Origin of the sequence: Brenneria goodwinii (assembly GCF_002291445.1) — a bacterium.
GTDB classification, from domain to species: domain Bacteria; phylum Pseudomonadota; class Gammaproteobacteria; order Enterobacterales; family Enterobacteriaceae; genus Brenneria; species Brenneria goodwinii.
In genome coordinates this window covers 1,871,970-1,895,262 of record NZ_CP014137.1, presented here as the reverse complement: position 1 = coordinate 1,895,262, position 23,293 = coordinate 1,871,970, and the positions used below count along the sequence as shown (strand labels likewise).

The 23,293-nt window shown below is 51.2% G+C and carries 23 protein-coding genes and 1 riboswitch; of the genes, 6 read left to right on the top strand and 17 right to left on the bottom strand.

Going from position 1 to position 23,293, the window contains the following annotated elements; translation table 11 throughout:
- Positions 1 to 24: 24 nt before the first annotated feature.
- From pelW to kduI, 3 genes are all read right to left on the bottom strand, one after another.
- Entirely contained in the window at positions 25 to 1,656 is a 1,632-nt protein-coding gene (gene pelW, locus ACN28R_RS08470) for a pectate disaccharide-lyase PelW (protein ID WP_095834155.1), read from the bottom strand.
- A gap of 393 nt (positions 1,657 to 2,049) precedes the next feature.
- Positions 2,050 to 2,811, bottom strand: coding sequence for a 2-dehydro-3-deoxy-D-gluconate 5-dehydrogenase KduD (gene kduD / locus ACN28R_RS08465; RefSeq protein WP_048639957.1), 762 nt, complete (start codon positions 2,809 to 2,811; stop codon positions 2,050 to 2,052).
- An 86-nt stretch (positions 2,812 to 2,897) separates the two neighbouring features.
- Entirely contained in the window at positions 2,898 to 3,734 is an 837-nt protein-coding gene (gene kduI, locus ACN28R_RS08460; protein WP_095834154.1) for a 5-dehydro-4-deoxy-D-glucuronate isomerase, read from the bottom strand.
- 330 nt (positions 3,735 to 4,064) lie between these two features.
- On the opposite strand from kduI, the gene ACN28R_RS08455 reads away from it, so the two are divergent.
- Complete coding sequence (locus ACN28R_RS08455) at positions 4,065 to 4,397, top strand: cupin domain-containing protein (RefSeq protein WP_095834153.1); 333 nt, start codon at positions 4,065 to 4,067, stop codon at positions 4,395 to 4,397.
- A 64-nt stretch (positions 4,398 to 4,461) separates the two neighbouring features.
- Here the strand turns inward: ACN28R_RS08455 and hxpB are convergent, their stop codons facing one another.
- On the bottom strand, positions 4,462 to 5,127 hold the full coding sequence (gene hxpB / locus ACN28R_RS08450; protein WP_095834152.1) for a hexitol phosphatase HxpB: 666 nt from the start codon (positions 5,125 to 5,127) through the stop codon (positions 4,462 to 4,464).
- A 118-nt stretch (positions 5,128 to 5,245) separates the two neighbouring features.
- Here hxpB and ACN28R_RS08445 point away from each other — a divergent pair, with 118 nt between their 5' ends.
- Positions 5,246 to 5,794 carry a YniB family protein gene (locus ACN28R_RS08445; RefSeq protein ID WP_095834151.1) on the top strand — a complete coding sequence of 183 codons (549 nt, stop codon included), beginning with the start codon at positions 5,246 to 5,248 and terminating at the stop codon, positions 5,792 to 5,794.
- 42 nt (positions 5,795 to 5,836) lie between these two features.
- Here ACN28R_RS08445 and ACN28R_RS08440 read toward each other — a convergent pair whose 3' ends face one another.
- The 5 genes from ACN28R_RS08440 to ACN28R_RS08420 all read right to left on the bottom strand — a co-directional run bounded on the left by ACN28R_RS08440 (position 5,837) and on the right by ACN28R_RS08420 (position 10,455).
- Positions 5,837 to 6,697, bottom strand: coding sequence for a fructosamine kinase family protein (locus tag ACN28R_RS08440; RefSeq protein WP_095834150.1), 861 nt, complete (start codon positions 6,695 to 6,697; stop codon positions 5,837 to 5,839).
- A 233-nt stretch (positions 6,698 to 6,930) separates the two neighbouring features.
- Complete coding sequence (locus tag ACN28R_RS08435; protein WP_095834149.1) at positions 6,931 to 7,791, bottom strand: metal ABC transporter permease; 861 nt, start codon at positions 7,789 to 7,791, stop codon at positions 6,931 to 6,933.
- Positions 7,788 to 8,651 (bottom strand): metal ABC transporter permease, encoded by an 864-nt coding sequence (locus tag ACN28R_RS08430; RefSeq protein WP_095834148.1) that lies wholly within the window; start codon positions 8,649 to 8,651, stop codon positions 7,788 to 7,790. Before ACN28R_RS08430 ends, ACN28R_RS08435 begins: the two co-directional genes overlap by 4 nt.
- Positions 8,648 to 9,544 (bottom strand): manganese/iron ABC transporter ATP-binding protein, encoded by an 897-nt coding sequence (locus ACN28R_RS08425; RefSeq protein ID WP_095834147.1) that lies wholly within the window; start codon positions 9,542 to 9,544, stop codon positions 8,648 to 8,650. Before ACN28R_RS08425 ends, ACN28R_RS08430 begins: the two co-directional genes overlap by 4 nt.
- Positions 9,541 to 10,455 (bottom strand): metal ABC transporter substrate-binding protein, encoded by a 915-nt coding sequence (locus tag ACN28R_RS08420; RefSeq protein WP_095834146.1) that lies wholly within the window; start codon positions 10,453 to 10,455, stop codon positions 9,541 to 9,543. The genes ACN28R_RS08425 and ACN28R_RS08420 overlap by 4 nt, the downstream gene beginning before the upstream one ends.
- Positions 10,456 to 11,330: 875 nt before the next feature.
- Between ACN28R_RS08420 and ACN28R_RS08415 the strand changes: the two genes are divergently transcribed.
- The 3 genes from ACN28R_RS08415 (at position 11,331) to rlmA (ending at position 12,623) form a co-directional block, all read left to right on the top strand.
- Positions 11,331 to 11,471, top strand: coding sequence for a DUF2627 domain-containing protein (locus tag ACN28R_RS08415; protein WP_072065892.1), 141 nt, complete (start codon positions 11,331 to 11,333; stop codon positions 11,469 to 11,471).
- Between the two features lie 14 nt (positions 11,472 to 11,485).
- Positions 11,486 to 11,695: a transcription antiterminator/RNA stability regulator CspE gene (gene cspE / locus ACN28R_RS08410; RefSeq protein ID WP_048639002.1), complete on the top strand. Its 210-nt coding sequence runs from the start codon at positions 11,486 to 11,488 to the stop codon at positions 11,693 to 11,695.
- Between the two features lie 91 nt (positions 11,696 to 11,786).
- On the top strand, positions 11,787 to 12,623 hold the full coding sequence (rlmA, locus tag ACN28R_RS08405; protein ID WP_095835765.1) for a 23S rRNA (guanine(745)-N(1))-methyltransferase: 837 nt from the start codon (positions 11,787 to 11,789) through the stop codon (positions 12,621 to 12,623).
- 114 nt (positions 12,624 to 12,737) lie between these two features.
- On the opposite strand, the gene mntP is transcribed toward rlmA, so the two are convergent.
- From mntP to manX, 5 genes are all read right to left on the bottom strand, one after another.
- Positions 12,738 to 13,310 (bottom strand): manganese efflux pump MntP, encoded by a 573-nt coding sequence (gene mntP / locus ACN28R_RS08400; protein ID WP_048639001.1) that lies wholly within the window; start codon positions 13,308 to 13,310, stop codon positions 12,738 to 12,740.
- Positions 13,311 to 13,321: 11 nt separating this feature from the next.
- Positions 13,322 to 13,512, bottom strand: a riboswitch (yybP-ykoY riboswitch).
- A gap of 196 nt (positions 13,513 to 13,708) precedes the next feature.
- The gene (locus ACN28R_RS08395; RefSeq protein WP_048639000.1) at positions 13,709 to 14,167 is read right to left on the bottom strand and encodes a DUF986 family protein; all 459 of its coding nucleotides are present in this window, start codon (positions 14,165 to 14,167) and stop codon (positions 13,709 to 13,711) included.
- 119 nt (positions 14,168 to 14,286) lie between these two features.
- Positions 14,287 to 15,129, bottom strand: coding sequence for a PTS mannose transporter subunit IID (locus ACN28R_RS08390; protein WP_048638999.1), 843 nt, complete (start codon positions 15,127 to 15,129; stop codon positions 14,287 to 14,289).
- A 14-nt stretch (positions 15,130 to 15,143) separates the two neighbouring features.
- Positions 15,144 to 15,941: a PTS mannose/fructose/sorbose transporter subunit IIC gene (locus ACN28R_RS08385; RefSeq protein ID WP_048638998.1), complete on the bottom strand. Its 798-nt coding sequence runs from the start codon at positions 15,939 to 15,941 to the stop codon at positions 15,144 to 15,146.
- A 192-nt stretch (positions 15,942 to 16,133) separates the two neighbouring features.
- A complete protein-coding gene (manX, locus tag ACN28R_RS08380) occupies positions 16,134 to 17,099 on the bottom strand; it encodes a PTS mannose transporter subunit IIAB (RefSeq protein ID WP_048638997.1) in 966 nt (321 codons plus the stop codon).
- A gap of 595 nt (positions 17,100 to 17,694) precedes the next feature.
- On the opposite strand from manX, the gene ACN28R_RS08375 reads away from it, so the two are divergent.
- Positions 17,695 to 19,245, top strand: a complete 1,551-nt coding sequence (locus tag ACN28R_RS08375) for a TerC family protein (protein WP_095834145.1) — start codon at positions 17,695 to 17,697, stop codon at positions 19,243 to 19,245.
- 263 nt (positions 19,246 to 19,508) lie between these two features.
- Here ACN28R_RS08375 and ACN28R_RS08370 read toward each other — a convergent pair whose 3' ends face one another.
- From ACN28R_RS08370 to pabB, 3 genes are all read right to left on the bottom strand, one after another.
- Complete coding sequence (locus ACN28R_RS08370; RefSeq protein ID WP_095834144.1) at positions 19,509 to 20,873, bottom strand: L-serine ammonia-lyase; 1,365 nt, start codon at positions 20,871 to 20,873, stop codon at positions 19,509 to 19,511.
- Positions 20,874 to 21,134: 261 nt separating this feature from the next.
- Positions 21,135 to 21,740, bottom strand: coding sequence for a CoA pyrophosphatase (locus ACN28R_RS08365; protein WP_095834143.1), 606 nt, complete (start codon positions 21,738 to 21,740; stop codon positions 21,135 to 21,137).
- Positions 21,733 to 23,154 (bottom strand): aminodeoxychorismate synthase component 1, encoded by a 1,422-nt coding sequence (pabB, locus tag ACN28R_RS08360; RefSeq protein ID WP_095835764.1) that lies wholly within the window; start codon positions 23,152 to 23,154, stop codon positions 21,733 to 21,735. Before pabB ends, ACN28R_RS08365 begins: the two co-directional genes overlap by 8 nt.
- Between the last annotated feature and the right edge of the window lie 139 nt (positions 23,155 to 23,293).

The following is a 23,293-nucleotide window of genomic DNA, read 5'->3' as shown; positions in this document are numbered from 1 at the left end:
TGTGAATTATTGGAATATATGCAATCAATTTGTTAATAATTCTGGATAAATAAACTCCACGTCATAAATAGTTCTATTTACCCCATTAATGCGAAAATCACCGTGAACATACCCACCTTGCGTTAAGAACGGCGGAATAGCGTTTAATTTGCAACGGCAGGCAGCAATGATGGTTAATAAAGCCAGGGGGATAGGATCATCCAGCCGGACATAGCGATGGCGCGCTGAACGCACAAACAGGCCGCGATGAAAATGCTTATCAAACAAAACTTCCGCTAATTGCCAGGCATAAATTCCCCATTTTTCTGAATGTTCGTGCTCGGCCAGCTCAATCACGGCCAATAATAAAATCGGACTGGCTATTTGCTGAATGTCTTCATTGTTCAGACGATTCAACATGGTATTAATTAACGCATACAGATCATCGTCGCCGCTCAGGCGATAAGCACGCACCAGTGGTAATAGATAATCACCATCAAGCGTAAAAAGGGTGAGTTCGGTGCCCGCTTTGCCATAATAGCCGTCACGCTTAAAACGGTAACCCGTCATATCCTGACCGTCATTCCACATTGGGCGCAGCGTATTACTGGCGGCGTCATAGGCGTATTGATAATAATTTTTAAGCCCGGAAATCACCCAGCCAAGTATTTCGGCATCAGGTTGGGTTTTCAGGATATCCAGCATCGCCAGCGGATTATCAATTAACAGCGGGCGCATGTCCCGAAACAGCACGTTGGCTTCACGGGCTATTGCGCCAAATTCCGCGCCAAATTGCCGCTGCGCCCGATCGCCAAACCATGATTGCGTCTGGTTATCATCGTCAGGCGGCGGTTGGCGCTGCAAAGGAGAGCTGAATTGATAAACCGGCATTCCGGTTTCGGGGTTTCTTGCCAGCACGTATTGACGGTACAAATGCTTCCCCCATTTGGCTGCCTGGCGATCGCCGGTATATTGCGCATACTTGAACGCGGCGTAAATCAGATCGGTTCCGGCATTTACGAACGTTAGCCCTTTCGTCAACGGCAGGATCGGCCATTTGGCTGGGTCAACCACGTCGCGGCAAGGATGGAGGAACACATCGGGATCGCGGGGTTTGGCATAATCGCCGTGGCGCCCAAGATCCAATGCGTCCCAATCCTCCACATGCGCGTTCCAAAAGCCTTGCAGGAAGTGGCGCGTTTTTTCGGCATCAACGCGATGCAGCAGCGCGTAATAGGGTAGGTGGTGCTTGAGTTCATGCACCAGGGCTTTTGACTCCGGGCCTTCGCTTTTCAGCGTATCTAAATTGATAAACCGATGACCGCCCCAATAAAACAGTCCGCTCTTATCATCCACGAAGTGATCCAGAAAATAGCGGCTCAATGATTCAGCCTGCTGTTGGTATTGGTTTTCCCCGGTGACGGCGCTCATCGCGCAGAGCGTTCTTAGCCAGTTCTGCTGACTGGCAAAGTTTGAGATTGGGGCACGATGCCCATCCGGAAATTGCCACACGACCGGTTCCATGTTCAGGACATCGAATCCGTCGGCCAGCAGCGGCGTCGAACGAATGCGACTATGGCCGGCTTGCTGAATAATCTTAATGTGGCTCTTCAGGGCGGAAATCCACGCATCAAGTGTTGTTTCTTTGCTGGTGCTTAAATTGGCAAAAATGCTCATGGAGTCTCTTCTCATGGAACTGATAGATAGTTCCTTATAAATAGAAACGCTGTTTTGAATGATTATATTGTGCCAGTCACCCTGCCGTCATGTATGCAGTATCGAAAGTGTGATCAAAGTCGGAACGTTGTTTTGATTTTTTTTAAAAAGAGGGTTTTATAAAATGGGATTGATTAACTTTATGAAAAACAATAAAAAAGCACAATGTGAATTGTGCCTGAGTTTGATGACGAAACTATTGTGATGAGATCGAGATACCCGGAGCGACCACGGGGTGAGGCGTCCCTGCGGGAACCTCACCCCGTGTTTCTCCTAATAACAGGCTTTATCAACAGTCTGAAGCACAATGTAAATTGTGCCTTTATCATTGGTGGAACAATGTGGGAAAACGGATTAGCGAGCGAGCCAGCCACCGTCAACGGCGATGGTATAGCCGCTGATATAATCAGACGCGCTGGAAGCCAGGAACACCGCCGGGCCCATAAGATCCTGCGGTAAACCCCAACGGCCTGCCGGGATACGATCCAGAATTTCTCTACTGCGCTCTTCATCCGCCCGTAACTGCTGGGTGTTATTGGTGGCCATGTATCCGGGGGCGAGCGCATTGACGTTAATGTTGTGTTTAGCCCACTCGTTGGCCAGCAGGCGGGTAACGCCCATTACTGCGCTTTTGGAGGCCGTGTAAGACGGTACGCGAATCCCGCCCTGGAAAGAGAGCATGGACGCGATATTGATAATCTTACCGCCATGACCCTGCTTGATAAATTGCCGGGCAACCGTTTGGGACATAAAGAACACGCTCTTGATGTTCAGGTTCATCACGTCGTCCCAGTTTTTCTCACTAAATTCGATGGCATCTTCACGACGGATGATGCCGGCGTTGTTAACCAGGATGTCAACTTTGCCGAATTCCGCAACGGCTTTTGCAACCAGTTCAGCGTGACCGGCAATGTTGCTCATATCCGCAGTCAGGCTAAGGAAACGGCGGCCTAATGCGGTGACTTTCTCAATGGTCTCTTTCGGCTCGACAATGTTGACGCCGACAATATCACAACCGGCTTGCGCCAGTCCGACCGCCATACCTTGACCAAGACCCGTATCGCAACCCGTGATGATCGCAACTTTACCCTGTAAATCGAAGGAATTTAAAATCATAGCCATAATCTCTCTATAAGCGACAATACGATGTCGTTAGCTGCTAACGTAGGGAACGGAATACCGGTAATTCCGGCAGAAGGCGATTAACGTAACTCGCTGACTTTGACGTGATCCATGTCACCGAAAACCTGATTCTCGCCAACCATGCCCCAGATAAAGGTGTAGCGTCTGGTGCCCACACCGGAATGGATCGACCAGCTCGGTGAAATCACCGCCTGCTCGTTTTGTACTACTATGTGGCGGGTTTCTTGTGGTTGCCCCATCATGTGGAAAACCGCCGTTTCGTCGTCCATATCAAAATAGAAATACACTTCCATCCTGCGTTCATGCGTATGACAAGGCATGGTATTCCACAGGCTGCCCTCGGCCAGTTTGGTCAGGCCCATGGTTAACTGGCAGGTAGGGAGTACGTCAGGGACGATATATTTGTTAATGGTGCGACGGTTACAGCTGCTATCTTCACCCACGGTTTGCGGCGATGCGTCCGCCCGCGTGATTTTACGTGTTGGGTAGGATGTATGTGCGGGCGCGCTGTTGTAGTAGAACTTGGCGGGGTTTGCCGCGTCGGCGCTGGTGAAACGGACGTCTTTTACGCCCATTCCGACATAGAGCGCTTCTTCATTGCCGATCTCGTAGCGTTCCCCATCAACCGCGATGATGCCGGTGCCGCCAATATTGATAATCCCCAGCTCACGACGTTCAAGGAAATAGCTGACGCCGAGCTGTTTACCGACTTCGCCGCCAATCGTTACCGTCGCCTGCAGCGGCATAATGCCGCCGATAATGATGCGATCGATATGGCTATAGGTCATGGTATAGGTATCGGCGGAAAAAATTTCCTCGATCAAAAACTCGCGACGCAAACCGGCCGTGTCCAACTGGCTGGCATGATCGCTATGAATGCTTTGACGTACTTGCATTGCTTGGCCTCTCTTCCATACACGCATCAATAACGCGTGGAAAACGTAGGAGAAAGCGCCGGACAGAACAGGCGGCATCGCGTGGCAGTGACAATGTCACCTGAATCTTGGCCTGCCCGGTGCTTTCTTGTGATGTAGGGATAATAGTTCTACCGGGACGTGAATTCAATAAATATGAAATAATGTTTTATTTAATCTTGAGGGACGTCATAGTTTTACTTATTTTATGTTTCATAACACGCTGACATGGCTAGAATGTCAGTGCTTGTAGTGGGCACGCTCGTCGATGTTGCGCGGTACCGGTGAGCAAACGAAAGAAAAGGAGAGAGGATGAGACGCTATTTTATTGACGATGAAACACCCTGGGAAGAATTGGGCGACGGCATCAAACGTAAGATCATAACCTGGAGCGATGAGCTGATGATGGTCTGCGTGCATTTTGAGAAAGGGGCCGTCGGTACGCCTCACAAGCATGACATCCATGATCAGATTGCCTATGTCGCCGCCGGCAGTTTTGAAGTGGTGATCGAAGGTGAAAAACGTGTTCTAAAGACGGGCGATGCGTATATGGCGGTCAAGGATGAAATGCATGGCGTGGTTTCTCTGGAAGACGGCAGTATACTGATTGATACCTTTTCACCTAAACGCGCCGATTTCCTTTAACCCGCTTTGCCGTTGGCCGGCGCCGCTCCGGCCAACGGTTTCCCTGCCGAGATGATCTGCGGATTTATGCAATATGCTCGACGTTGAGCTCCTGCAGCGAGCCGAGTTTGTGATCGGCCAAAACCCAGCGCGGATCGTTACTGAATTCCTGCTGCGGCACCACGATAGAGCGCATGCGTGCGGCTTTCGTCGCGATCATGCCGTTCACCGAATCCTCTAAGGTCACGCATCGCAGCGGTGAGATATCCAGCCCTTGCGCCGCATTCAGGTAGACTTCCGGGTGCGGTTTGCTATAAGGCAGATGTTCGGCCGACGCCAGAAAGTCAAAATAGTGCGCCAGATTGAACGTGTGCAACACCTGCTTTTGCATATGCAGTGGCGAGGCGGAAGCCAGCCCGATCTTGAGATTTTGCTGACGACAGAACTGTAGCGCATACTCGACGCCCGGTAATAGAGGCCGGCGTTCATCCACCAGTTCCATCGCCCGCTCAATGATACGCTTGACGATCGTTTCCCGGCTCGGGGTGCTCCACGGCGCCAGCTGATACCAGAGATCAACGACCATATCGATGCGTAATCCCAGCGTGTCCTGCATGGATTCGCGTAACGAGGTATCAATCCCCAACGATGCAATGACCTCAAGTTCGGCCATGTCCCACAAGGGTTCTGAATCAATCAGCAGGCCATCCATATCAAAAATCGCCGCGCGGATAGGGGAAGTAGAGATCATGCCATCAGCTCCGTAATAGGTAAAATAAGGTTCAGATAGGTGATGCCTTCCTGCATCTTGAAATTTATTGAGTATATACTGTTTGTTGTAAAAATAGCGTCGTTCAGAAGGGGAACTCATGACGTATCAACAGGCTGGCCGTATAGCCGTGGTTAAACGTATCGCGGGATGGATAATTTTTATTCCGGCTTTGCTGTCCACCATTATTTCATTTGCGAATTATCTTTATGCTTATACCCAGAAAAAACAGGGCATTGATGCGGTGTTATTGGACTTTCTGCATCTGATGATCGATATGACGCGTTTTAATACGCCATTTCTGAATATCTTCTGGTACAACTCGCCGGTTCCCGATTTTTCGAGTTTTTTTAAATCCGCCAGCCTGATGTTTTGGCTGATTTATATCTTGATCTTTATTGGTCTGGCGTTACAGAGTTCCGGCGCCCGCATGTCCCGGCAGGCGAAGGCCATTCGTGAAGGGATTGAAGATCAGATGATTCTAGAGAAAGTGAAGGGCGTTGAAGGCAATTCACGCGAAAAACTGGAGTCACGCGTCGTGGTGCCGCATCACACCATTTTCCTGCAATTTTTCCCGCTCTATATTTTGCCGATCGTTATTGCGGGTCTCGGTTATATTGCGTTACGGTTATTGGGGCTGCTAGCTTAGTCGCTATTCTGGCGCATTAATTGCGCCAGACAAAACGTAGCGCTAGTCGTAGAGCTGTTGTTCTATCGCCTGCTGGGCGGAGACAATGTGTTTACCGCCAAACAGATTGGCGCGGTTAAGCAGGTAGTAAATCTGATAGACGGGCTGACGTTCGATAAACCCTTTATCCAGCGGCCAGACGCTCTGATAGCCATCGTAAATTTGCGGCGGAAGCGCCGGGTATAGAGGCAGCATCGCCAAATCACACTCTCGGTCTCCCCAATAACATGCCGGATCAAACAGATAGCATCCATTACTGCTATTGGCGCAATTGTCGGGCCACAGATCGCCATGCAGCAGTGACGGCTGCGGCTGATGTCCGGCTAATTGCGCTTCAGCACGTATTATCAAGGTTTCAATATCACCGAAGTGCATGCCTTTCTCCGCGGCCAGCTGTAACTGCCAGCCAATCCGTTGCTCGGCAAAAAATGATGACCAGCGGCGCTGCCAGCAGTTGGGCTGAAGCGTCGTCGACAGGTCATTATCAAAATCCAGGCCGAACTGCGGCTGATCGCTCCATTGATGCAAACGCGCCAGTTGTTCACCAAGACACCAGGCGCTGTGGGCGTCCAGCGGTTTTACCGGCAGGTACTCTAACAGTAAGAAACTATTATCACGGGAACTGCCGACGCCATACACCTCGGGAACGTTTACGGTATTGCTGCGCGACAGTAATGCCAGCTGATCGGCTTCCGCGGTGAATTTCGGCAGCATTTCACGTACGTCGAATTTGACGAATACCTCATGGTCGCCGTAGCGGATATACCAGGCAGGGTGGATCTCGCCACCTGACAGTTCCCGGCGTTCCTGAATTTCAGCAGCACCGAGATGTTCTTCCAAAAGCCGGCTGATAGCTTGCCACATAAGACCATCCTCCCGTTGACGTCGCCTGATACCCGCTGGATCTCCGCCGGGTAATATCGTTACGGTAATTCATGGAACGCGATAAAAACTGAACCTGTCGCACAGTGATGATGATTGGTTACGCTAGCAAAGAGAAACCCGGAAAAAAGTATAGCCGTTAATGAAAATAAAGCCGTTGGCGATGACCGTTTAAACCGGCGGGAGAAAAACCGCCGGTTTAACGCACTGTCGGACTATGATGGATCGGTTGAAATCTGCGCGGCGGCGCGGCGATGCAGTTTCAACTGGTGATAGCTTAATGCGATGGTAAAAAACAGCGCCTGGACAATGACGATGCAGGGCCCGGTCGCGCCGTCGATATGGAAGCTGATTATCGTACCGGCAATACAGGACACCACGGATACCAGCGTCGCCACGACCAGCATACGGTCAAAGCTCTTGCATATCATGAACGCGATGATACCTGGCGCGATTAACATCGCAATGACCAGAATAACGCCGACGGCCTGCAATGACGCGACGATGGTTAACGCCAGCAGGCAGAGCAATCCATAATGCAGCAGTTTTACCGGCAGACCAATAACGCGCGCGTGATTAGGGTCAAAGCAGTAGAGCATGAAATCCCGGCGTTTGAGCAGAATCACGAATAGCGTGACGAAAGCGATCGACAGTATCTGGGTCAGTTCCTGGGCGGTAATGCCCAGCACGTTGCCAAACAGAATATGATTCAGGTGTTGATCGGTATCAATACGGGCAAACAGCACCAGCCCGAGCGCGAACATGCCGGAAAAAATGATCCCCATGACGGTATCTTCCTTGACCCGGCTGTGATCTTTTACGTACCCGGTGGCGACGGCGCAAAAGATGCCGGAGACAAACGCGCCAATAACCAGCGGGATCCCCAGTAAAAAAGCGACCACAATACCGGGCAAGACGGCGTGAGAGATGGCGTCTCCCATCAGCGACCAGCCTTTCAGCACCAGATAACAGGACAACACCGCGCAGACGGCTCCCGTGACAATGGCGGCGATAAGCGCACGCTGCATAAACGAGTAGGACAGCGGTTCGATTACCCAGCTCAGAATCAGGTTCATTGTACGTTCCCCGGTTGATCGCGCTGGCGTAAGCGACGCGACGCCAACAGGCCATGCTTGGGTGCGAACAGAAATGCCAGCAGGAAGACGGCGGTTTGCAGCGTAACGATAACGCCCCCCGTGGCGCCATCAAGGAAAAAACTCAGATAAGCGCCGATGGCGCTGGTGCATGCGCCGAGCGCGATGGCAATCAGCACCAGACGGCTGAAACGATCGGTGAGCAGATAAGCGGTCGCGCCGGGGGTAATCACCATCGCGATCACCAGAATCGCCCCAACGGTTTGTAACGCGGCGACGGTGCAGGCGCTGAGCAGGGTAAAGAAAAGAATCTTCAGCCTCAGGGGGGAAAGGCCAATGGAGCGGGCGTGGTTTTCATCAAAAAACACCGCCAGCAGATCTTTCCATAGCAGACAGAGGATCACGAAGGTGACGCCAATAATGATCTCCACCTGAAGGATGTCTTCATCGGCGATCCCCAGAATATTGCCGAAAATAATCGACTGCACGTTAACGGACGTGGGATTGAGCGAGATGATGAGCAGTCCGACGGCAAAAAACGTTGAAAAGATAAAACCGATCACCGCGTCTTCACGCAGGCGGGTGATGTGGCGGATTAGCGTCATCGCCAGCGCGGCCAGCATACCGGTAAAAAAAGCGCCGGCGGCATACGGCAGTCCTAAGGCATAGGCTCCGGCGACGCCCGGCACTACCGAGTGCGACAACGCATCGCCCATCAACGACCAGCCTTTCAGCATCAGATAGGCAGAAAGAAATGCGCAAACGCCGCCGACAATCGCGCTGACCCAGATAGCGTTAACCATGTAGTTGTAGCCGAAGGGTTGCAATAAGGTGTCGATCATCGTGTTTTTTTCTCCTCCGGGAGATGGCGGACGGCGGGAGGATCGCTCTTGGTGGAGCCATAGAAAACAGCGGGGCGTTCGTCATCGGTCAGTACGGTCACCGTGCGGGCATCGTCGTCGTCATGAAGATTAGGCCCGCCGAGATTGATATGACGCAGCACGCCGCCAAAGGTTTTTTCGAGGTTACTCTGGGTGAAGGTACTGTGCGTCGGGCCCGACGCCAGAACGGTTCCGTTCACCAGGATGACGTTATCGCAGAATTCCGGCACGCTGCCGAGGTTATGCGTCGCAACCAGAATCAGGTGCCCTTCGTCGCGTAAAGTGCGCAGCAGATCGATAATCGCATTTTCCGTTTTTACGTCGACGCCGGTAAAGGGTTCATCCAAGAGCAAAACGCTGCCTTGCTGCGCCAGCGCGCGTGCCAGGAAAACCCGTTTTTTCTGGCCGCCGGATAATTCGCCTATCTGACGGTGGTGTAAGGCCGTAAGGCCGACGCGTTCCAGTGATTCAGCGACGATGCTGCGATCCCGCTGGCTGGGAATGCGTAGAAAATTCATTTTCCCGTAGCGTCCCATCATCACCACATCGGAGACCAGTACCGGGAAGTTCCAGTCGACGTCTTCGGTTTGGGGAACGTAGGCAACCAGATTCTGTTTCAGCGCCTGAATAATGGGTTTTTTGTTCAGCAGCACTTGCCCTGCCGTGGGTTTCACCAGACCCATGATGCTTTTGAATAAGGTGGATTTTCCACTGCCGTTAATGCCCACCAGCGCGCAGATGGTGCCGCCGCTCAATGCGAAAGAAGCATGCCGAATTGCCTGATGTCCATTACTGTAGGTGACGGAGACATCATTGACCTCTAATGATTGTGTTGTCATTGTATCACTGCTCATTGATCAAATCCTTTAGCGATGGTATCTACCGTCACTTGCAACAGGTCAATATAGGTGGGCACCGGGCCTTTTTCGTTCGACAGGGAATCAACATAAAGTACGCCGCCATACTTGGCGCCGGTTTCTTTGCTTACTTGTTTTATCGGTTTATCCGAGATGGTGCTTTCACTGAATACCACCGGGATTTTTTCCGCCCGAACGGTATCAATCACATGACGCACCTGTTGAGGAGAACCTTGCTCATCGGCGTTGATCGGCCATAGATAGACTTCCTTGAATTGGTAATCATTCGCCAGATAACTAAATGCCCCTTCGCTGGTAACCAGCCAACGCTGCTGTTCGGGAATGCGCGACAGTCGGTCACGCAATGGCGAATCAATCGCTTTGATCTTTTCTGCATAGGTTTTAGCGTTGCGGTTATAGATTTCCGCATTGGCCGGATCATATTTCACCAATCCCGCCCGGATATTTTCAATATAGATTAGGGCGTTCGACGGCGACATCCAGGCGTGGGGATTGGGGTTCCCGTTATAGCTGCCCCCGCGGATCGGAAGCGGGGTAATGCCTTCCGTCACCACCACCGCCGGAACATCTTTAACGTTTTCAAAAAAGCGCTCAAACCAGCGTTCCAAGTTCATACCGTTCCAGAGTATCAACTGAGCGGACTGCGCTTTAACGATGTCGCGTGGCGTGGGCTGATAATCATGGATCTCGGCGCCGGGCTTGGTAATGGATTCTACCGTGGCGGCATCCCCGGCAATATTCTGCGCAATATCCTGAATAATGGTGAATGTGGTGACCACTTTGAGTTTTTCCGCGGCAGAGGCGGCGGACACGGACGTGAAGAGTAGGGCGCAAGACAAAATAATGCGATGCCAAAAAGGGGGTAACCGGGCCAGAGAACCAATCATGCATATATCCTTACAAGCTGTGAATAATTTTTGAGAATAATTATCAATATCATTTAAGTCAAGAGACAGATGGAAGGTGGCGGCGCGTTGGATGACTCGGCGGGGGGCTAGCTGTATGTCTATGTGGGAAAAACCCATATTGCCTCTTCAGTAACAAACATGCTGCTCTAATTTAATAAAACGCAATCAACCTTGCAACGTAAGTCTAATGCTAATGGGGAATATTCGCACTGTTCATAGGGAATAAATCGCAATCGTCCGCTATACAACCAAGGGCTAAAAAAATGGCGAGTGTTGCCGATAAAACATTATGAATGGGGTTTTGGCATAGGTTTTATCCTGCGAGGAACAAAGATATGAGCATCAAATCCGAAAGACGTTGGAAACTGGCAAGCTGGCTTTTACTTATTCTGTTGGTTCCACTGTTTATTGTGATGTTAATAGGGAATTAATCCAGAAAAGAAAGCAAAACGATTGTTTCTTACTTTCCGATCTGAGACCCTGTCGAAAAACATAGCATTCATGGTGGCGATATATTGTAAATATAATCAATATGTTATCGCTATCATTCCCGCGTTTATCCGCGCGTTTTCGTGTCAGCCGTTAATCTCATCGTATTTTCCTATGGCGTGGCGTAATGGTTGCAATTACGCCACGGACGGTGTTTTCTATAGCTATATGTAAATGGTGGGATTCATCAGTAAAAAATATGCTTAACCCTATTATTTACAGAGATTTAGTGTGTTATTGCGCATTTAGTCGCTTATCAACGGCGTCAATCTGTGCGGCAGGTCTACTAGTGGTAAAAAATGGCTTGCCATCAACTGCGGAGTGTGTAATAACGCACTTGGGTAAAACGAGGTACAGTTCTGTATATGAATGGCATTTTCAGTAAAGAAGTCTTGAGTACAAACGTTAGCGTTGAATACCGCTTCTCTGCCGATCCTTATCTTAGTGCCTCACGCAGTAACGACTTTGGTTTGTCTGTATACGCCTCTGGCGGTTTAAACAATTAAAGGAAATATCTGAAATGGCAAAGATTAAAGGTCAGGTTAAGTGGTTCAATGAATCTAAAGGCTTCGGCTTCATCACTCCTGCTGACGGTAGCAAAGACGTATTCGTACACTTCTCTGCAATTCAAGGCAACGGTTTCAAAACGCTGGCTGAAGGCCAGAGCGTAGAGTTCGAAATCCAAGATGGTCAGAAAGGTCCATCTGCAGTCAACGTTACCGCGCTGTAATAACCGCTTACGTTGCAAAACCCGCCTTGGTGCGGGTTTTTTGTTGTCTGATATTTAATAAATACTCTTTTTGAAGCAGGAAAACATGCTGATGGCTTATCAATGCCCGCTGTGTCAGCAACCATTACACCGAATAAAACAGCAATGGAGCTGTGGTCGCCATCACTTTGATTGTGCGAAAGAAGGTTATGTAAATTTATTGCCGGTGCAGTTCAAGCGTTCCAAACAACCGGGCGACAGTGCTGAAATGATGCAGGCGCGCAGGATGTTTCTGGATGCGGGGCATTACCAACCGTTGCGTGACTATGTTACGCAGCGCATTAATGAGATCTTACCGGATACCGCCGCCGCGTTGCTGGATATCGGCTGTGGGGAAGGATATTACACCTCTGCTCTGGCTGACCGCCTTAAGCAACGTCGGCCAGCAATGGTGGTTTATGGATTGGATGTTTCAAAGGCCGCGATACAACGCGCCGCGAAGCGTTATCGGGAGGTTGATTATTGCGTCGCATCAAGTCAACGACTGCCGTTTAGCGATCGGTCATTGGATGCGCTATTGAAAATTTATGCGCCCTGTAATGATGCTGAATTACAACGCACCGTCAAAGCGGGAGGATGGGTGGTTACCGTATCGCCGGGGCCGCGGCATCTTTATCAATTAAAGGCGGAAGTCTATGATCGGGTGCAGTTACATCCGAACAGAGAGGAAACGCTGTCTGGCTTTCAGTTGATGGAGCAGCAAACGTTGGCATACCCGATGCAACTGTCGGGGCAGGAAGGGGCCGCATTGTTACAGATGACGCCGTTCGCTTGGCGAGCGACGCCGGAAGTCGGTAAAAAATTACAGGAAACCGATCAATTCACCTGCGAGACCGATTTTATTATCCGGCTACACCAGCGTGTCGATGATAACAGCGCCTGCCGATAATCGGTATATACTCTTCATCGTTAAAAGTCGCTACAGGTTGATTTGATAACCGAATACGGGCAGGGAAGACATTCCCTGCGCCGATAACATCATCGCGGGTGGCGTAACAGGGGATCAGGCCAGATAGCCAATATGTTCGTAGAGGATATTGCAGCCAATACCGATGAGCACCAGGCCGCCGACGATTTCCGCTTTTTTACCCAGAAGAGGGCCGATATAGCGCCCGATTAACATTCCCAACGTCACCATAATCATGGTCGCACAGCCAATAACCATCGCGGTGTGAAAAATATTGACCTGCAGAAAGGCTAATCCTACGCCTATCGCCATGGCATCCAGACTGGTGGCGATAGCGGTGCAAATCAGGAGAGGCAAACTATGTTTTCTGATTTGCTCTTTGTGAGAACTTTTCGACGTTTGGCTGCCATTCATAATCATCCGCACGCCAAGGATAAACAACAGGCTGAAGGCAACCCAGTGATCCCATTCTAGAACGTACCGACTGGCGAAGAAACCAAGCGCCCAGCCGATTAACGGCGTAATGGCTTCTATCACGCCAAAAATAAGGCCGGTCCGCACGGCATCGCGAAATCTAGGCTTATGTAATACGGCGCCTTTACCAATAGACGCGGCGAAGGCATCCATAGACATGCCAAAAGCAAGGATGAGTGTAGCTGATAGGTTCATGTTAAGTAGCCTCGGCTGGGTGTTTCTCCATATCCACGTCGATCATCCCCAACCTCATGATGATCATCGTGTCTATGGTCTCGCCTGCCCATCGGCCGCCCGCACCACGTTTTATAAATTATCCTGCATATAAAACGAGTATGTTGATACGAGCATTTCTGAATTAGGTTTCAGAAACCGGCTACTCCCCAATGACGGCGCAACCTTAACATATTATTTATAGATCAAACAACAATAAAAAAATTACGTGTTAACAATGCGATTGATAATGATTTTCATTTAATAAAAATGAATAGTTATTGCATAAAATAACAACGAGATTGATAGGGATAAAATACCACAAACAAGTTAATGGAATGTTTAATAATATTTTAAATTCATAATGTAAAAACGATATCTTATTGATTTTCAACCATGAATTTATATATTTTCTCCAGATCGTCAAGCTGGTTTACCTGTATTAATAATCGACGTTTTTCTAAGTCAATTACCAGGATGCCGTCTTCGGATAAATTCATGTTCTTAATTCGATTATAAAGGATAAATATATTGGCATAAAAGAAACCTGTTGATTTAAACAACAACTTAGGACGACGAATATAGGCAAGATAGATCGCCATAAATGCCAGAGAAAGCAAAAGCGAAGTAGTAATTATCGCACCGTTATTCATCACATTTCGATAAATAAGAATGATCACCAAACCGATAAAGATCAGGGCATCCAGGCGGTTTACGCGCTTCAGCGACACGCGGAGCCGAGTTTCGCCTTTTAACCTATCCATGATGAACTCGTCATAGATGGCATAAGCCAGCGCCAGTGCGATTGATAAAATCAGAGCGATATCCGTACCCGTCATAGATAACTCCAGGCGTGAAGGTGGGAAGGGGGTAGTTTACTCGGCAATGCGGCTTTCCGCGTTGAATTATGCTTCAGAATAGCATCTGCCGGAGGCGCGGCCTCCGGCAGATTAACGTATTACAGACCTAACAGGCCGATCCAATAGCCAAAGATACCGATGGCAAAGAACCCCATAATGAGCCACAGGGCGTTCACCTTACGTCTTAACAGCCACATACAGCCGAATGTCAGCAGTAGGGGAATCAATCCCGGCATGAGCTGGTCCAGAATTGACTGAACCGTGGTCACCGTGGTTTCTCCGTTTTGGTTGGTTACCCTTGAAACCACCATCGGAACGTTGACGTGGGTCCATTTATTGACCAACGCTCCCATGACAAATAGGCCGAGAATCGATGCCCCCTCGGTCATCTTCTGCAGGAAACCGCCGCCCATATCGCTCACGATATCCACGCCTTTACGATAGCCGTAAGCGACGCCATAGTAGCGAACCAGCAGTCGGACCAGGTTGAACAGGACGAAAAAGAGAACCGGGCCCAGCAGGCTGCCGCTCATGGCGATACCTGCGCCCAACGCGGCAAAGACAGGACGGGCGGTGCCCCAGAATATCGGGTCGCCGACGCCCGCCAGCGGTCCCATCAGACCGACTTTCAGGCCGTTGATCGCACCGTCATCAATCGGCGCGCCGTTCGCGCGTTGCTCTTCCATCGCCATCGTCACGCCCAGGATCGGGGCGGCGACAAACGGCTGGGTATTGAAGAACTCCAGGTGGCGCTTAATCGCCTGCTTGCGCTCTTCCGAGTTTTCAGGGTAAAGACGGCGGATCACCGGCACCATGGAAAAACAGAAGCCGAGCGCCTGCATACGTTCAAAGTTCCATGACCCCTGGAACAGGTTGGAGCGAATAAACACACCGCGAATGTCGCTGGCAGTGAGTTTTTTGACATTAGTTGATTCAACCATTTCTCTCACTCCTATTAGTCCAGTTCGTTATCAAGATCGTTGTTGCCGGCCGCCACAGGTTGACCCTGCACCTTGTTGTATTTCGGGCTGAGCTGGATATACAGCACGGCCATGACCACGCCAATGACGCCCAGCGCGACCAGGTTGAAATCGGTGAATGCGGCGGTAACGAAACCGAGATAGAAGAACGGCATCAGATAGCCGGCGCGCATCATGTTGATGACCATGGCATAACCGACGACCACAATCATCCCGCCGGCGATATTCAGGCCGTTGGTGACGACATCCGGAATCGAATTCAACATGGCGTGAACGGCATCCGTACCGACAGATATCGCAACGATAACGGCCGGGATCGCAATACGCATTGCCTGAAGGAGCAAGGCTGATACGTGCAGCCAACTGATGGCGCTCAAGTTACCGCGTTCCGCCGCGCTATCGGCCGCGTGTTGGAAGGCAACGGTAATGGTGCGGACAATAATCGTCAGTACCTGGCCCGCCGCAGCCAACGGAATAGCCAGTGCAATCCCCGCACCGACGCTCTGTCCGCCCGCAATGACCAGAATGGTTGAAATAATGGAAGCCAGAGCCGCATCGGGCGCGACCGCCGCGCCAATGTTCATCCAGCCGAGAGCGATCATTTCCAATGTACCGCCGATAATGATCCCGGTTTGCAGGTCGCCAAGTATCGCACCAATAAGCGTACAGGCGACAAGCGGACGGTGGAACTGAAATTCATCAAGAATCGATCCCATCCCCGAGACGCAAGCTACGAGAAATATCAGCACAATTTGAAGCGTGGTAATCTCCATTGTACTTCTCCTATGAAAAACGTTTCTGAGTATCCCCTTAATCTTTCAAGTTGCAGATGCGTTGGCTGCTCTCGTTCACCCCAGTCACTTACTTGAGTAAGTTCCAGGAGATTCACTCGATTGCCGCCTTCCTGCACCTCGAAATCTATTGGGTATAAAATAAATCGTTAAACAGCGTTATTTATGAATGTGCTAACGAGCCATCTTATTGATTAAGTCCATCATTTTGAGCTTGGTATCACTTGAAACCTTTCTAACTTCCAATTCAATCCCGCGTTTATCCAGCTCCTTAAATGCGGCAATATCTTTTTCATCAATGGAAACCGCATTATTGACCTGCGTTTTCCCCTGCCGGAATGCCATGCCTCCAATGTTGACCGAGGGTATTTTTACGCCATTCTCAACCAGCGTGAGTACGTCGGTCGGGTTGGTAAATAACAGCATAACGCGATCGGACGCGTATTTCGGGTTGTTATAAACGCGAATCGCTTTCGCCACATCGACCACATGAGCGGTAACGCCCGGCGGCGCAACCTGCGTCAATAACGTTTTGCGCACGTTGTCGGCGGCAACCTCGTCACTGACCACGATAATGCGGGCGACGTTGGTTTCTTTGGTCCAGCGGGTGGCGACCTGACCGTGAATCAAACGGTCATCGATACGCGCCAATCCGATCTTCATATGGCCGCCGGTACCGGCAACGGGAGCCGCGGCGGGCGCTTTAGGAGGAGGGGATACGGCAGTGGTTTTCTGCTGCTGCTCTTGCGCTTTCAACGCTTTCACGCCGTCCCGGCCAGCTTCAAGGGCAATGGAAACCAGATCGGCAAATGCCGGATTATCGTCCCGAGCCATAAACGTTTCCGCCAGCATGGGAATATTTACCCCGGCAATAACTTCGTAGTTCTCCTTGTCCGTTACCATACGGCTGGCAGCGTTAAAAGGACTGCCCCCCCAGGTATCGACTAAAAACAATACGCCAAGCGAAGTATCTAGATGGGATAACTTCTCCTGATATTTTTCCATCAACGTTTCAGCATTCTCACCGGGGATGAAATCTATCCAGGCAACGTTTTGTTGTTCACCCAGAATCATTTCGGCTGTTTTAAGCAGCGGCCCTGCGGTGGTACCGTGAGTGCATAGCATTATTGCAATACTCACTTGCTACCTCCTCATTATTCACGATCAAATTGTGTGTGTAATGTATCGGGATATAGGGTTAACGCCTGACGATAGACGATTAACCGTTACAGTATCTGTATAGTCGAAAGAATCTAATCTGGTTGTCCAATAGGTGAAATTTCCACAATGAATTCATGGTATTTAATGAATTCTCGTTCTAGCTATCAACTGTAAATCAACAGTTTGCCGGATTTATTTTACCCACCGAAAAAATAAATAGTGTGATGGTGATCGCGTAAAATATGCACTGTTATGAAAGTGTGGAGTAAATAACGAAAATGTTACATGCATTTAGGCAATTAAAGGGTGTAAGAAAGTCTTTGTGAAAAATAGGAGCAACCTGTTAGAGTAATCTCCTGTTAAATTACTTAGGAGCACCGGGCAGCAGCCCCTCCCATGGACCGTCACCGACAAAACGTTCTCTGTATACCCGCTAACGATGGTGGTTTTCTGTACTCGATTAGTCATTCTAACCACTTTCAAAGTCATTCTGATTCATACCAACTCTTCTTATTACCATTCAATGCAGTGAATGTATTGATGTCATCTGCTCGTTCATTTTTCGGAGTCTGACATGGAGTTTTTGCTGGATCCTTCAATCTGGGCAGGCCTATTGACGCTGGTGGTACTTGAAATTGTTCTGGGTATCGACAATTTGGTGTTTATCGCCATTCTGGCGGATAAATTACCGTCCAGGCAGCGAGATAAAGCCCGCATCATCGGTTTATCGTTGGCCCTATTAATGCGCCTGGGGCTATTGTCCCTGATTTCCTGGATGGTCACGCTGACACGGCCGCTGTTTCATGTCGGCGATTTCAGTTTCTCAGGCCGCGATCTTATTCTGTTGACCGGGGGGCTGTTCTTACTGTTTAAGGCCACCATGGAGCTACATGAGCGGCTGGAAAATAAATCGCATGATGAGCATGGCAACCGCGCGCACGCCAGTTTTTGGGTCGTGGTGGCGCAGATTGTCGTTCTGGATGCGGTATTCTCGCTGGATGCGGTGATTACGGCGGTGGGAATGGTTAACCATCTTGGCGTCATGATGACCGCGGTCATTATTGCGATGGGGATGATGCTGTTGGCGTCCAAACCGCTGACCAAGTTTGTGAATGCGCATCCCACCGTGGTGGTGCTGTGCCTCAGCTTCCTGCTGATGATTGGTTTAAGCCTGGTGGCGGAAGGTTTCGGTTTCCATATTCCCAAAGGCTATCTGTATGCGGCGATCGGCTTCTCGATCCTGATCGAAATGTTTAATCAGATTGCCCGACATAACTTTATGAAGCATCAGTCGCGGCGGCCTTTGCGTGAGCGTACCGCCGAGGCGATTCTACGCCTGATGGGCGCCAGAAAGACGACCCGCGATGAGGACGATGAGCCGCGAAAAGTCATGTCTGAAACCTTCGCTGAGGAAGAACGCTATATGATCAGCGGTGTTCTGACGCTGGCGTCGCGTTCTTTACGCAGCGTGATGACCCCCCGCACGGAGATTTCCTGGGTGGACAGCGAACGCTCCGTCGAGGAAATCCGGGTACAGTTGCTGGATACGCCTCACAGCCTGTTCCCGGTTTGCCGCGGCTCTCTGGACGAAATCATCGGTGTTGTACGCGCCAAAGATCTGCTGGTCGCGTTGGAAGAGCACACCGATGTGGAGAGTTTCGCCGCGGCAAATCCGCCGATTGTGGTGCCGGAGACGCTGGACGTCATTAATCTGCTGCCGGTGCTGCGCCGGGCCAAGGGCGGCCTGGTGATGGTTACCAACGAGTTCGGCGTGGTGCAGGGGCTGGTGACGCCATTGGATGTGCTGGAAGCGATCGCCGGCGAGTTTCCGGATGAAGATGAGACGCTGGAAATCGTTGCCGATGGCGATGGCTGGCTGGTGAAGGGCGGCACCGATCTGCACTCTTTGCAGCAGGTGCTCAACAGCAACGATCTGGTCAGTCCGAAAGAGGACTATTCGTCGTTGGCGGGGCTGTTGCTGTCGCACAGCGATGAATTCCCTCAGGTAGGGGATATCATCGAGCTTCATCGACTGCGCTTTCAAATCCTGGAAGTCTCGGAATATCGTATTGAACTAGTACGGGTTGAAAAAATCACCGAACCGGTTGAAGACAAAGAAGAGTAGTTACGCGCCTCTTGCCAGTGATGATGTTTGTCACCGGCCGGATGCCACCAATACGGCTTGCTCCCAACGGGCAAGCCGTATTACGTTGTGAAGCGGTCTTTGTCTATCGACCAACGAGGGGGAATGATGGCGCAGGCGGTAAAGCAGGGACTAAAAACGCGGCGAAGGTGGTCGGCGCGCGCTAATGGAATATCAGGCGGGAAGGGCGATGCCGGATATCGGCGGGGGAGTGAACCCGCCGATCGGCTGTGGCAGAGAGAGATTTAGTCGCATTGCACCTTTATCGCTAATCCGCCGCGGGACGTCTCACGATATTTGGCGTTCATATCCTTGCCGGTTTCATACATGGTCTCAATGACCTTATCCAGCGACACGCGCGCCTCGCTGGTACGACGCACCGCCATACGCGCGGCGTTAATGGCCTTCACCGCCGCGATGGCGTTACGCTCAATGCACGGCACCTGAACCTGACCGGCGACCGGATCGCAGGTTAAGCCAAGATTGTGTTCCATACCAATTTCCGCCGCCACGCAGACCTGCTCCGGGCTGGCGCCCATCAATTCCGCCAGACCGGCCGCCGCCATCGAACAGGCGACGCCCACTTCGCCCTGACAGCCTACTTCGGCACCGGAAATGGAAGCGTTCATTTTGTATAAGATACCGACTGCGCCAGCGGCAAGGAAATAGCGGATATAAATGCCCGGTTCAACCGGCTCAATAAAGTGGTCGTAATACGCGAGAACGGCAGGCACGATGCCGCAGGCGCCATTGGTCGGCGCCGTCACGACGCGTCCGCCGGCCGCATTTTCCTCGTTCACGGCCAGCGCAAACATGTTTACCCAATCGACGACATTCATCGGATCGTTTGACAGTTTGTCGGAAGCCACCAGCAGGCGGCGCAGCGCCGATGCCCGGCGGGGAACGCGCAGCGGGCCGGGCAACACCCCTTCGGTATTCACGCCGCGGTCAATACAGGCGCGCATGGCATGCCAGATATCCGAGAAATACGCGTCGATATCTTGACGGCTATGTAACGCCAGTTCATTGCGCATCACCAGACCGGACAGCGAAAGCCCGCTTTGCTTGCAGTGCGCCAGCATCTCTTTCGCCGAATTAAAGGCGTAAGGCACGGAGACTTCGGTTAAAACGCTTTTGCCAAAGTGTTCTTCGTCAACGATAAATCCGCCGCCGATGGAGTAATAGGTCTTGCTGAAAACCGCTTTATTCCCGGCAAACGCGGTGATGGTCATCCCATTTTCATGCAGCGGCAGGTTTTCGCTGCGAAAAACCATCCCGCCTTCACGGGGAAAATCGACTTCATGGCGGCCGTCCGCCAGCAACAGCCGCTCACGCTGCTCAACGTCTCGGATAAAGCCCGGTATGGCATCGATATCGACGCTATCCGGCATATTGCCGGCCAGTCCCATGATGATGGCGATATCGGTATGGTGTCCTTTCCCTGTTAGCGATAGCGAACCGTAAACATCAACGGCGATACGCGTGGTGGCCGTCAGTAAATTCTGACTTATTAACTCATCGACAAACTGCTTACCGGCTTTCATCGGTCCTACTGTATGAGAGCTGGAGGGGCCAATACCGATTTTAAACATGTCGAAAACGCTTATCACGCTAAAAACTCCTTAAAAGCGCAGACCATACCCAAAGGCTAGAATAAAACTCTCAGAACGGGCTATTGTAGTGTGGAATATGTTGCGAGGTTTCCCTTTTCGCATGAAATAAACTTATGCCAATGGATAAGCAAATTTATTGCGGAGAACGCTAGAGCGTATTAGGCGGGAAGAAAAGGATTAATAATAAAATTAACTATTTTTACTTTATGGATAATGGCGCGAAAGCGGCGTTGGGAAATAAAAAAAAGAGTAAAAATATCATGGGCTATCGGAAACATGCAGCGCGAGCTGACGAATGATCGATGCCGTCAATCCCCAGACGAACTGCTGCTGATACCAGGAAAGATAAACCCGATGCGGTTTCCGCCGCCGCTCAATATCCAGCACATGATAGCGTTCCAGCGCGAACGCGACGTCGAGCGGCATTTCAAACAACTCCGCCACTTCACCCTCATTCGGCTGAAAACGGATCTGCGCGGAAATCAGGCCGACGACAGGGGTGACCTGGAACCCGCTCACGCTGTCGACGGGCGGCAAGACGCCGAGAACCCGTACCGCCTGCGGCGGGATAGCGACTTCTTCCTGTGCTTCGCGCAAGGCTGTCTCGATCGGCGAGCGATCGCCGCTATCGGCGGCTCCTCCGGGGAACGCGACCTGTCCGGCATGTTTCCTGAGCGCCGACGACCGGCGGGTCAGAAGTAATGTCGGTTTTTGGTGACAAACAATCGGCACCAGAACGGCCGCTTTTCGTAACTGGTGAACCGGCGATGCGGCGCGCAGCGTTTGCAGTTGGAAACGCGTGATAAACTCCGCCAGATCGAAAGGCGTGGTAGACGGCAATGGCGGCAACTCTGCCTCATTCACTGAATATATCACGAATATTAACCTGGTCTTGTTTAGGGTCTGGCTGACGATCCAACGGACTTAATACCGGCAGGATGCGATCTATTTTATCAAAAGTTTCCTGATATTCCGCCTGCGCCTGACTGTCGGCGACGATACCGCCGCCGGCCCAGCAGTATATTTTCCCCTGTTCGGTGAGCAGCGTTCGGATGGCGATATTGGTATCCATGGTTCCGCAAATGCTCAGGTAGCCAATGCTGCCGCAATAGCCGTTACGCCGCTGCGGCTCCAGTTCTTCAATAATCTGCATTGCACGGATTTTGGGCGCGCCGGTAATGGAACCGCCCGGAAAACAGGCTCGCAGCAGCGCAGACGCGTGGCAGGTCCGGGGCAATTCGGCCACGATCGTGCTGACCAGATGATGAACCGCGGGGAAGGGTTCAACAACGAACAGCTCTGGTACGCGAACGCTGCCGGGAACCGCGACCCGGCCAATATCATTGCGCAGTAAATCGACAATCATCAGGTTTTCCGCCCGATCTTTCTCCGACTGAGCCAGTCGCGCAGCCTGTGCGGCATCGGCGTCTTTATCCGCCAGCCGCGGCAGCGTGCCTTTTATCGGCCGGGTCTGAATCTGTTGATTTTCCAGCCACAGAAAACGTTCGGGAGAGAGGCTGACAACGGTATTTTCCGGCAGGCGCAGAAACGCGGAAAACGGCGCTTTATTCGTGGCGGACAGACGTAAAAAAGCCTGCCATTCATCGCCTGCATAGTCGGCGACAAAGCGCTGCGCCAGGTTGACCTGATAGCAATCGCCGGACAGCAGATAATCCTGTATTTTACCAAACTTTTCGCCGTACTCTTCACGCGACATATTGGCGCGCCACGGGCCGGTGAGCCGAAAGTCCGGTTGATGACGGCTCGCGGGCGAATTCGCCAGCCAGTCCAATCTTGCCTGAAGATCGCCATGTACGATCAACGTTAATGCCTGACGCTGATGGTCGGCGATTAGCGCCCAGTCATACAGGCCGATAGCCATGTCGGGCAGGTTGATATCCCGCGCTGCCTGCGTAGGCAATTTCTCAACGCGTCGCCCCAGATCATAGCCGAACAGCCCGAGCGCGCCGCCCTGGAAAGGGAAATCCGGGCTCGCGTCGGCGGCGATGCCCAGTCGGTCAAGCTGTTGCTGCAATAACGCAAAGGGATCGGCGTCGGATGTCTGCTGGTTATCGCCCTGGGTGATTTCCGTCTGTCCGCCACGGGTGCATAACGTGACTCGCGGGTCGGCGACCATGATGTCAAAACGGTTATGGGGATGATCGGCAAAACCGGAGTGCAATAACATTGCCCACGGCTGTGATGAAAACGCCGCGAAAAGCGTCAATAACGCCTGCGGTTGATAGGGCAGTGAGTGATAGACGGGGAATGAACGCATCGTATTTTTGTATAATCTCATGCTTTGCAGGTAAATATTTTTTGTACCGGCCGGGAGCTTCATATCATTCAGACGATGAGCGTATCACAAACCGGAAGTTCTGGTGTACGGCTGAGATAGCGTGCGATGATATGCCCCC

Bases quoted from the DNA above. Each gene is read 5' to 3' on its own strand.
- ACN28R_RS08395 (WP_048639000.1), bottom strand. From the start codon at position 14,167: ATGACGGGTACGGATATCGCTCTGATTTTATCAATCGCACTGGCGCTG.
- ACN28R_RS08430 (WP_095834148.1), bottom strand. From the start codon at position 8,651: ATGATCGACACCTTATTGCAACCCTTCGGCTACAACTACATGGTTAAC.
- hxpB (WP_095834152.1), bottom strand. From the start codon at position 5,127: ATGATCTCTACTTCCCCTATCCGCGCGGCGATTTTTGATATGGATGGC.
- pabB (WP_095835764.1), bottom strand. From the start codon at position 23,154: ATGCGTTCATTCCCCGTCTATCACTCACTGCCCTATCAACCGCAGGCG.
- ACN28R_RS08445 (WP_095834151.1), top strand. From the start codon at position 5,246: ATGACGTATCAACAGGCTGGCCGTATAGCCGTGGTTAAACGTATCGCG.
- ACN28R_RS08440 (WP_095834150.1), bottom strand. From the start codon at position 6,697: ATGTGGCAAGCTATCAGCCGGCTTTTGGAAGAACATCTCGGTGCTGCT.
- kduI (WP_095834154.1), bottom strand. From the start codon at position 3,734: ATGCAAGTACGTCAAAGCATTCATAGCGATCATGCCAGCCAGTTGGAC.
- ACN28R_RS08435 (WP_095834149.1), bottom strand. From the start codon at position 7,791: ATGAACCTGATTCTGAGCTGGGTAATCGAACCGCTGTCCTACTCGTTT.
- rlmA (WP_095835765.1), top strand. From the start codon at position 11,787: ATGGCTTATCAATGCCCGCTGTGTCAGCAACCATTACACCGAATAAAA.
- kduD (WP_048639957.1), bottom strand. From the start codon at position 2,811: ATGATTTTAAATTCCTTCGATTTACAGGGTAAAGTTGCGATCATCACG.
- ACN28R_RS08415 (WP_072065892.1), top strand. From the start codon at position 11,331: ATGAATGGCATTTTCAGTAAAGAAGTCTTGAGTACAAACGTTAGCGTT.
- ACN28R_RS08375 (WP_095834145.1), top strand. From the start codon at position 17,695: ATGGAGTTTTTGCTGGATCCTTCAATCTGGGCAGGCCTATTGACGCTG.
- ACN28R_RS08385 (WP_048638998.1), bottom strand. From the start codon at position 15,941: ATGGAGATTACCACGCTTCAAATTGTGCTGATATTTCTCGTAGCTTGC.
- pelW (WP_095834155.1), bottom strand. From the start codon at position 1,656: ATGAGCATTTTTGCCAATTTAAGCACCAGCAAAGAAACAACACTTGAT.
- mntP (WP_048639001.1), bottom strand. From the start codon at position 13,310: ATGAACCTATCAGCTACACTCATCCTTGCTTTTGGCATGTCTATGGAT.
- ACN28R_RS08420 (WP_095834146.1), bottom strand. From the start codon at position 10,455: ATGATTGGTTCTCTGGCCCGGTTACCCCCTTTTTGGCATCGCATTATT.
- ACN28R_RS08425 (WP_095834147.1), bottom strand. From the start codon at position 9,544: ATGAGCAGTGATACAATGACAACACAATCATTAGAGGTCAATGATGTC.
- cspE (WP_048639002.1), top strand. From the start codon at position 11,486: ATGGCAAAGATTAAAGGTCAGGTTAAGTGGTTCAATGAATCTAAAGGC.
- ACN28R_RS08455 (WP_095834153.1), top strand. From the start codon at position 4,065: ATGAGACGCTATTTTATTGACGATGAAACACCCTGGGAAGAATTGGGC.
- ACN28R_RS08390 (WP_048638999.1), bottom strand. From the start codon at position 15,129: ATGGTTGAATCAACTAATGTCAAAAAACTCACTGCCAGCGACATTCGC.